6 protein-coding genes and 3 pseudogenes are annotated in these 8,818 nt (G+C 58.9%); 8 read left to right on the forward strand and 1 reads right to left on the reverse strand.

What is annotated here, in order from left to right:
* Window positions 1-798: 798 nt before the first annotated feature.
* A pseudogene (locus AS026_RS40995) lies at window positions 799-987 on the reverse strand (transposase); the annotation flags it as partial.
* Between the two features lie 154 nt (window positions 988-1,141).
* Between AS026_RS40995 and AS026_RS39340 the strand changes: the two are divergent.
* From AS026_RS39340 to AS026_RS04955, 8 genes and pseudogenes are all read left to right on the forward strand, one after another.
* Complete coding sequence (locus tag AS026_RS39340) at window positions 1,142-1,270, forward strand: transposase (protein WP_235777225.1); 129 nt, start codon at window positions 1,142-1,144, stop codon at window positions 1,268-1,270.
* A 75-nt stretch (window positions 1,271-1,345) separates the two neighbouring features.
* Entirely contained in the window at window positions 1,346-1,786 is a 441-nt protein-coding gene (gene tnpA, locus AS026_RS04930) for an IS66-like element accessory protein TnpA (protein WP_235777223.1), read from the forward strand.
* Window positions 1,770-2,123, forward strand: coding sequence for an IS66 family insertion sequence element accessory protein TnpB (gene tnpB / locus AS026_RS04935; RefSeq protein ID WP_028749656.1), 354 nt, complete (start codon window positions 1,770-1,772; stop codon window positions 2,121-2,123). Before tnpA ends, tnpB begins: the two co-directional genes overlap by 17 nt.
* A 41-nt stretch (window positions 2,124-2,164) precedes the next feature.
* Window positions 2,165-3,772 carry an IS66 family transposase gene (gene tnpC / locus AS026_RS04940; protein ID WP_028749655.1) on the forward strand — a complete coding sequence of 536 codons (1,608 nt, stop codon included), beginning with the start codon at window positions 2,165-2,167 and terminating at the stop codon, window positions 3,770-3,772.
* A gap of 298 nt (window positions 3,773-4,070) precedes the next feature.
* A pseudogene (istA, locus tag AS026_RS04945) lies at window positions 4,071-5,628 on the forward strand (IS21 family transposase).
* A pseudogene (gene istB, locus AS026_RS04950) lies at window positions 5,570-6,263 on the forward strand (IS21-like element helper ATPase IstB); the annotation flags it as partial. The pseudogenes istA and istB, both read left to right, overlap by 59 nt.
* 36 nt (window positions 6,264-6,299) lie before the next feature.
* Window positions 6,300-6,713 carry a hypothetical protein gene (locus AS026_RS44410; RefSeq protein WP_425349761.1) on the forward strand — a complete coding sequence of 138 codons (414 nt, stop codon included), beginning with the start codon at window positions 6,300-6,302 and terminating at the stop codon, window positions 6,711-6,713.
* A complete protein-coding gene (locus tag AS026_RS04955) occupies window positions 6,707-8,812 on the forward strand; it encodes a recombinase family protein (RefSeq protein ID WP_028749699.1) in 2,106 nt (701 codons plus the stop codon). Before AS026_RS44410 ends, AS026_RS04955 begins: the two co-directional genes overlap by 7 nt.
* The last annotated feature ends 6 nt before the right edge of the window (window positions 8,813-8,818 follow it).

Below are 8,818 nucleotides of genomic sequence, written 5' to 3' on the forward strand. Positions count from 1 at the left end.
TATTCTGCAGCTAATCATGCGCCACGCATGAAAACCATTATTTTTACCCTCAATTCACAAGCCACCTGATACAGAACAAAGTACGCTATGATGACTGAATTAAATGAATCGTCTCAGGTTCCTGGGTCAGCGGAGGCTGGCGTATTCCGGCAATTCTCTTGCGGCGTAAACTAATAAAACTGCTTAAGTGTTTATGGATGATCCGCCCTCTCTGAGCGAAAAGAAGGCACTTTGGCTCGATAGACACAGAGCATGTTCATGCAGAGTTACACAACATTCATTTACATGGTTGCATTCAAAGCCCTGGGGGAACTGCTACTGCCGGCGTTAGCCCCGCCGCGCGCGCAGGATATATGATGTAAAACATCGGAGATGTCGCTTTCAGTCTATGTAATAAGGTCTTAAGTTCTTGTTATACGGTGATGCGCCCTCCACCTCACCAACGGCCGCTTCCATCGTGAGATGCGGTCGCACCCTTTTTCAACTGTCCTTCAGGGGTATGAATCCAGCAACAGAAAGCGACAGCATAATGGCTATCTTACGCTTGGCTTGGCTTGGCTTGGCTTGGCTTGGCTTGGCTTGGCTTGGCTTGGCTTGGCAGGATATATGGCTTTGTAGCCTTTCTTTCTTTCTTTCTTTCTTTGTTTGTGCATTTGTTGTAGAATGACAATCTGGATGAGGCACGTACGCGTCCCATCCAGATTGGGTTCTTCCGCATATTTGGTGCAATGTCGCCCTATCTGCGGTGCTGAACCAGCATTGTTGCCGATCTCCCTCATGCCCGTTCGGTCGTGCTTTTCAGGAGGCTGTACCTGAACGCCCATACATCTGGCGCTTGATCATCTTGAGGCGATTGATTTGCCCCTCGACCGGGCTGGTGCTCCAGGGCTCTGTGATCGCGGCTTTCACCGCCTCAATATCGCGTTCGATCCCCGCAGCAAATGACGCCAGTTCGCTGTCTCTGGCATCTGCGATCCATCTTTCGAGAGCATCATTTTCATCGTACGCATCCGAGGTGGGCCGCCTTGTCAGAATTGTCGGATTTCGCACTGACTGTCCTTATTGACGTCAATACGGACAGTGCGGAATGGAACGACTTGAGATTATCGATAGCGGCCGGCGGCGACGCTTCAGCAAAGAGATGAAGCTGCAGATTGTCGCCGAGAGCTATTCGGAACCTGGCTTGTGTGCGGCGACGGCGCGGCGACATGGAATATCGCGTTCGCAGTTATATGAATGGCGCCGGCTCGCACGAGCGTGGCAACTGTAAGCGCCCAATTCGCCGCACCTTTTCATTGAAAATCGAATGGCCGATCCTGTGTCCACAATGGAGACTGTGGACATAATGACATCGGATACCTTGAAAGGCTCAGGGCCGCTTCGGGTTGTGGAGGTTCTTGCCAACGGGAAGCGACGGTTCGATCCTGTCGACAAAGACCGGCTGATCGACACTGCGATGAAGCCTGGCGTATCGGTTGCCCGCCTAGCGCTGACCCACGGCGTCAACGCCAATCTGTTACGCAACTGGGTGAAGCTTCGCCGAGATGGGCAGGCCCCGGGTGGTTTGCCGGTTGTTGCAGCGCAGGAAGTGCCGGCCTTCGTTCCGGTGGCTGCAGCGTCGCCGATTGTGCGGCATCCGGACATGCCGGCTCGGCCATCATCGGCAGGAACCCGGCTTACGGCGTCTCTGCCGAATGGTGTGCGGCTTGAGCTTGAAGATCCTGATCAGCATACCCTGTCCTTGGTGATCGACGTTCTGGGGCGTTGCAATGTTCCGGCTGGCTGATGATCTTCGTGTTTATCTTCACCGGGACCCGATCGACTTTCGTGCGGGGATCAATAGCCTGGCGATCCTGGTTGAGCAGTCGATGGGCCTGAGCCCGTTCGAGCGAGCTGTCTTCGTCTTTTGCAATCGCCGGCGCACCCGAATGAAACTCCTATTCTTCGAGCGGTCAGGGTTCGTGCTTATATTAAAGGCCTTGTCCGAAGACCGGTTTCGCTGGCCCCGCCGCGAGGCGCCGGTCGTGACGCTCGATACCGAACAGTTGCGTTGGCTGCTTGACGGCATCGATCTCGACGCGATGGTGCGCCATCCTGTTCGGCAATATGAGATTGTCGGCTGAAAGCTGTTGACGGAGCGTGGCGGCTCAGATTCAAAGCTACGATGACACGAGCCGGCACCCCGACCGTTGCGGAACTGATGGCGCTTCTGGCGGCGAATGCTGCCGAGAACGCTGCGCTGCGGGCTGAGAGAGACGCCCTTGAGCAGCGTGTCTTCAAGCTTGAGGAAGAACTGGCGCTTGCACAACTGCATCGTTTTGCGCCGCGCAGCGAAAAGCATATGGATCGCGTCTTCAATGAAGCCGAGAACGCCGCTCTTGAGGCGGATGCTGATGAGGGCTTGGCCGATTGTGAAGAGACAGACGCCACGGAGCTTCCCAAGACGGGATTGCCAGAGGTGGAAACGCCCGAAGGCCGCAAGCGCGGGCGTAAACCTCTTCCGGCAAATTTGCCACGCCAACGCGTTGAATATGACCTTGCCGACGATCAGAAGACCTGCCCGTGCTGCCGCCATCCGTTGCATCGCATGGGCGAACTCGTCACCGAGCAGCTTCATATCGAGGTGAAGGCCACGGTGCTGCAGAATGCTCGGGCCAAGTACGCTTGCCGCAACTGCGAGCGCACCGATATCCGTACGCCCGTTATCATCGCGCCGATGCGAGCACAGCCCTTGCCGGGCAGTATTGCCACGGCCTCGACACTGGCCTTCGCGCTCGTTCACAAATATGTCGATGGCACACCACTCTATCGTCTCGCACAGGCGTTCGAGCGCGCCGGCGTCCCTGTGAGCCGTGGCGCTCTTGGCCATTGGGTGATCAGATCCAGCGAGAAGCACCTCGTTCGCATCTACGATGCTCTGAAGCAGCGGCTCTTGTCGCAGAGCGTCATTCACGGTGACGAGACCACGGTGCAGGTGCTGAAGGAAAAAGACAGGAAGGCAACCGACGAGTCCTACATCTGGGCCTATCGCAGCGGGCAGGACAGCCTAGAGCCGGTTGTGCTGCTCGAATATCAGCCCGGTCGCGGGCAGGTGCATCCGCAGACTTTCCTTGGTGACTATCGCGGCATCCTGATGAGCGACGGCTATCAGGCTTGGCGAACCCTGAAGGGCGCAACGCATGTCGGGTGTATGGCTCACGCCAGGCGACGCTTCGTCAACGCCTTCAAGGCCGGGAAGAAACAAAGCGGGCCGCCCGCGCAGGCATTGAAGTTCTTCGACCAGCTCTATCGGATTGAAAGGCAGGTGCGGGACGAAAAGCCAGATGACGGCGAAACGCAGGCCGATTGCATCCGGCGCTTGCGCCAGAAGCATAGCGTTCCAGTCCTTGATGCCCTGAAGGAGTGGCTCGACAATATGGCCCCCAAGATCGTGCCCGACACCAAGCTCGGCGATGCGATCTCCTATACGCGCAACCAATGGCAATATCTGACGCGCTACACCGAAGACGGCAGGATGCCGATCGACAACAATTTACTCGAACGCGATATCAGAGTTTTTGCCACCGGCAGGAAATCGTGGCTATTCAGCGACACCACTGACGGAGCCAAGGCAAGCGCCGTCACCTACAGCCTTATGCTAACCTGTCGCGCCTGTGGCGTCGAGCCATTCGCCTGGTTGCGACACATCTTCACTGAACTGCCGCAGCGTCTCGACGGCGCGGATATCGACGATCTGCTCCCGTTTAACTTCGCCAAATCCATTGCCGAGTAAACCGCCGCGGGCGCCATAATCTACTGCGTCAACGCGCAGCGAATTGAGCGCTTACTGGCAACTGGATGTTGCGTCGCCTGTCGGTGGCTTTGTCCCGGCGCTGCTTGTCCCAGAGGTCGAGCCGGCAGCAGGTCATTGCCGGCCGCCGGTCGGATGGAGGTTGTTAGCGCGAATGGTCGCCGTGTGTGTGTTCCGGCGTGCAAATTTGACCCCCTTGGCGGGGTAATCGGCGTCCAATTTTGACCCCCCCTCAGATTTCATCTGACCATCCGGCCTTTTGCGGCGGATGGAGCGGGAGTTGAAGCGAGTGGATACGATTGCGCGTGTTCGACGGGCCTTCCATGTGCAGGGCTGGTCGGTGAAGAAGATTGTCCGGGAACTCCACGTGTCGCGCAACACGGTTCGCAAGATTCTGCGTTCCGACGAGACCGATTTTACCTATGAACGAGAACGGCAACCGTTGCCAAGGATCGGAGCCTGGAAGGCGGAGATCGAGCGGTTTCTGACAGCCAATGAGGGCAAGCCGTCGCGCGAGCGGCTGACGTTGATCCGGATTTACGAGGAGGTTCGGGCACTCGGCTACGATGGCAGTTATGACGCGATCCGGCGATACGCCAAGACCTGGGCGAAGAACCGGGGAGCCGTGACGGCGGAAGCCTATGTGCCCCTCTATTACGCTCCAGGCGAGGCTTACCAGTTCGACTGGAGCCACGAGATCATTCTGATCAACGGTGTGACGACGACCGTCAAGGTCGCCCATGTCCGGCTCTGCCACAGCCGGATGATGTTTGTCCGGGCCTACATGCGCGAGAGCCAGGAGATGGTGTTCGATGCCCATGACAAGGCCTTCGCCTTCTTCCGTGGAACCTGCACGCGCGGCATCTACGATAACATGAAGACTGCGGTCGAGGCGGTGTTCGTCGGCAAGGAGCGACAATACAATCGCCGCTTCCTGCAGATGTGCAGCCACTATCTGGTCCATCCCGTTGCCTGCACGCCCGCATCTGGATGGGAGAAGGGACAGGTCGAGAACCAGGTCGGTCTTGTGCGTGAGCGCTTCTTCACTCCGCGCCTACGGGTCAAAAGCCTGGAGGAGCTGAACGTCTGGCTGCTCGACAAATGCATCGCCTACGCCAAGGCACACCGCCATCCCGAGCAGACCGAGCGGATGATCTGGCAGATGTTCGAGGAGGAGCGCGGCAGCCTGGTGCATTACGTTGGACCGTTCGATGGCTTCCACTGCGTTCCCGCCTCGGTGTCGAAGACCTGCACAGTCCGCTTCGACAACAACAAATACTCCGTCCTCTCGACCGCGGTCGGCCGCCCTGTTGAGGTTCACGCCTATGCCGAGAAGATCGTCATCAGGCAGGACGGCGTGAACGTCGGTGAGCATCCTCGTTGCTTTGGCCGTGGCGAGACGATCTACGATCCCTGGCATTATGTCCCCGTTCTGGCTCGCAAACCCGGTGCTTTGCGCAATGGTGCGCCGTTCCGGGAATGGGTCTTACCCGCAGCGATGGAGAAAGTGCGCCGGCGGCTGAAGAGCATCCATGATGGTGATCGGCAAATGGTCACCATCCTCGGCTGTGTTCCCACCGATGGTCTGGCGGCTGTCGATGCTGCCTGCCAGGAGGCTTTGGATCACGGCGTCTGCTCGGCCTCGGTGATCATCAACATTCTGGCCCGCAGCCGTGATCCGGCTCCGGCCGCAACTCTGCAAACCCCGGATGCGCTGCGTCTGACCCATGAACCGGTCGCCGACTGCGCACGCTATGACAGCCTCAGGAGGGCAAGCTGATGGAACGCACACAGGTTCTCGAACTGATGAGCACGCTGAAGCTCTATGGAATGCGTAGCGCTTACGACGAGGTCATGGGTAACGGCATCAAGCGGCAGCACGAACCGCCCCGCATCGTCGGTGATCTATTGCAGTCGGAGATCGCCGAAAAGCAGGCACGCTCCATTCGCTACCAGCTCAGCATCGCCAAGCTGCCGCTTGCCAAAGACATCGACGACTTCGACTTCGCTGATACGCCCGTCAATGAATCCCTGGTGCGGGAATTGGCCACCGGCACCTTCGTCGCCGATCAACGCAACGTCGTCCTCGTCGGCGGCACCGGAACCGGGAAGAGCCATCTGGCCATCGCGATTGCCCGTGCGTTGATCCGCAACGGAACACGCGGGCGCTTCTTCAACGTCGTCGATCTGGTCAATCGGTTGGAAACGGAAACGCGCAGCGGCAAGCAAGGGCGGACGGCCGACTACCTCAACCGTCTCGACTTCATCATCCTCGACGAACTCGGCTATCTGCCATTTACCCAGGCAGGCGGTCAGCTCCTGTTCCATCTGATCAGCAGGCTCTACGAGCGCACGTCGATCATCGTCACCACGAACCTGGCGTTCGGCGAATGGCCGACGGTGTTCGGAGAACCAAGCATCGCAGACTGCCGCTATTGTCGACGGGGTGGTGCATCATGTGACTATCATTGACCCGCGCCACGGCCTTGCGGGTCAGCGTCTTGAGCTGGTGTCGGTCCAGTCCGGCCGCGGTGCGGCATTCGTTGTCGTTCGATTACCTGACGGACGCCGCCGTTCAATTCGCCGATCGATAACCGATCTTGTAACCGCTTCGCCGGAAGCGCGAAGCGAGTCGAAGTCGGCGCCTCGCATCAGCGTTCGAACCCTGCTCACATTGATGCACCATTTGAACAGCATGGTTACCTCCCGTTCCAAGGAGGTGATTCGCGATGAACGTGCAATCAAAACCGTACCGCGTAGCGTCTCAGTCCCTCGTAAAGCTTCTTACCCCGAGCACGACAGTCCCGCGTCCGTGGCTCGATCTGCCGCCGGAGACGCGGAAACAACTTGCTCAAAAACTTGCCCCCCTGTTGATGCGGATGCGGTCAATACGCGCGCCGACAAAGGTGGATCGGCATGCTGAGAGCGACGAATAACCCGGACGAGCGCGTCACGGCCGAGCATCGCGGCAAGCTCGCCTACATCTATGTCCGCCAGTCTTCCGTAAACCAGGTGCGCCATCATCAGGAAAGCACGGAGTTGCAGTATCGTCTGATCGATCGTGCCGTCGCTCTTGGCTGGCCACATGAACGCGTGCACGTCATCGATGAAGATCTCGGCAAATCCGGTTCGGGCTGCGTCGAGCGAGAGGGCTTCAAGAAGCTAATCGCGGAGATCGGGCTGGGAAACGCGGGGCTTGTCATCAGTCTTGACGCCTCCCGGCTCGCCCGTAACAACCGCGACTGGCATCAACTCCTCGATCTGTGCTCATTGTTTGGCGTCATCATCGCTGACGGCGAACGGCTCTACGATCCGTGCGCTTATCACGACCGCCTGCTGCTGGGCTTGTCCGGCATCATGAGCGAGGCGGAGCTGCACCAGATCAAGCAACGCCTGCATCAGGGTGAGCGCCAGAAAGCGGCACGCGGCGAATTGCGCCTTGGCCTTCCCGCCGGATTGGCTTACGACCGCTCAGGCCAAATCATCCTCAACCCCGATGAGGAGGTGCAGGCAAGGCTGTGCCTGGTCTTCAGCAAATTCCGCGAGTTAGGAAGCGCGCGGGCAGTGATGCGCTACCTACGCAAGGAGAATTTGCCGTTGCCAATGCGCCCCCTTCGTGGTCCGGCGCCGCACGAAGTGGTTTGGCGTGAGGCCAGCAACCCGCGGGTGCTCAGCATTCTCCATAATCCCGGCTATGCTGGGGCCTATGTCTATGGTCGGCGGCGGCAGACGGGTGGACGCGTTCGCCAGGACGTTTATCGTCCGCGGACGACTAAGGTCCCCATCGCGGACTGGGAGGTCTGTTTGGAAGCGGCCCATCCTGGTTACATCGGCTGGGAGCAGTTCATGGAGAACCAACGGCGATTGGAGAACAACATCAACCGCTACGAAGCCGGCCATTCGGGCTTGCCGCGCAAGGGCGCCGCGCTGCTGCAGGGCATCGCTGTCTGCGGGCGGTGCGGTCGCCGGATGAGTTTGCGCTATAGCGGCCCTGCGGGAAACTATCCCGTCTACGCATGCCGCGCCGACCGCGGCCACGACGGAGGGCCGTTATGCCAGGAGGTGCGCGCTCTGCCGGTCGATGCACGCGTCGAAAGCATTCTACTCGAGGCTCTGACGCCGGACAGGATTGCTATCGCCGTCGCCGCACTGGGCCAGATGGAAGAGGAGGCCCGTCAACTCGAGCGTCAATGGGCTCTGCGGCGCGAACGTGCGCGCTACGAGGCGGAAAGGGCACGGCGCCAATATGATGCAGTCGAGCCAGAGAACCGCTTGGTGGCCCGTTCGCTGGAACGCGGATGGGAGGAAAAGTTGCGCGCGGCCGCGGCCATCGAGCAGGACTATGAACGGTGGCGGTCCGACGAGCCCCTGGTTCTCAGCGAGGCAGATCGCGACGGGTTATTGGCACTCGGAGAGAACCTGCCTGGCATCTGGCATGCCCCATTGACCACGGCGGCCGAGCGAAAGAGCATCTTACGCCTCATTATCTGCGAGGTCGTTCTCGATCAAAAACGGCTGCAAGGACAGGTCTGGATCAAGATCTTGTGGCAAACGGGAGCGACGAGCGAGCACTCTGTCCAAAGGCGCGTTCATACCTATGGCGACTATATCGATATCGACAAATTACGAGCGCGCGTGACGGAGCTGAACGCCGCAGGCAAAATGGACAAGGAAATTGCGTCGGTACTGAACGCGGAAGGCTTCCGTGCCGCACAGAATTGCGCCTTCAAAGGTGACAATGTCTGGCTCTTGCGCAGGCGTTGGGGCATTCCAACCGTCAAAATCAACGGAACGAGCTCCAACCCCGTCAGGTGGCCAGACGGAACCTATTCCGTTCAAGGAGCTGCTGCAGCTCTTGGCATTACGCCGCAGACCATCTTCAAATACCTGGCACGAGGCCTGATTCAAGGCCGGCAGCTAGTGAAAGGACAACCATGGCAGATCGAACTGATGGAGGACCAGATCGACATTCTACGCGCTCGCGCTCAACGCAATAGACGATCGAGGAAACAGGCATCATGAAATCAT

The sequence above is a fragment of the Rhizobium altiplani genome (assembly GCF_001542405.1).
Classification (GTDB): Bacteria; Pseudomonadota; Alphaproteobacteria; order Rhizobiales; family Rhizobiaceae; genus Rhizobium; species Rhizobium altiplani.

What these genes read in the sequence shown, in the direction of transcription:
- AS026_RS39340 (WP_235777225.1), top strand. Translation starts at nt 1,142, where the DNA reads ATGAAGCTGCAGATTGTCGCCGAGAGCTATTCGGAACCTGGCTTGTGT.
- tnpA (WP_235777223.1), top strand. Translation starts at nt 1,346, where the DNA reads ATGACATCGGATACCTTGAAAGGCTCAGGGCCGCTTCGGGTTGTGGAG.
- tnpB (WP_028749656.1), top strand. Translation starts at nt 1,770, where the DNA reads ATGTTCCGGCTGGCTGATGATCTTCGTGTTTATCTTCACCGGGACCCG.
- tnpC (WP_028749655.1), top strand. Translation starts at nt 2,165, where the DNA reads ATGACACGAGCCGGCACCCCGACCGTTGCGGAACTGATGGCGCTTCTG.
- AS026_RS04955 (WP_028749699.1), top strand. Translation starts at nt 6,707, where the DNA reads ATGCTGAGAGCGACGAATAACCCGGACGAGCGCGTCACGGCCGAGCAT.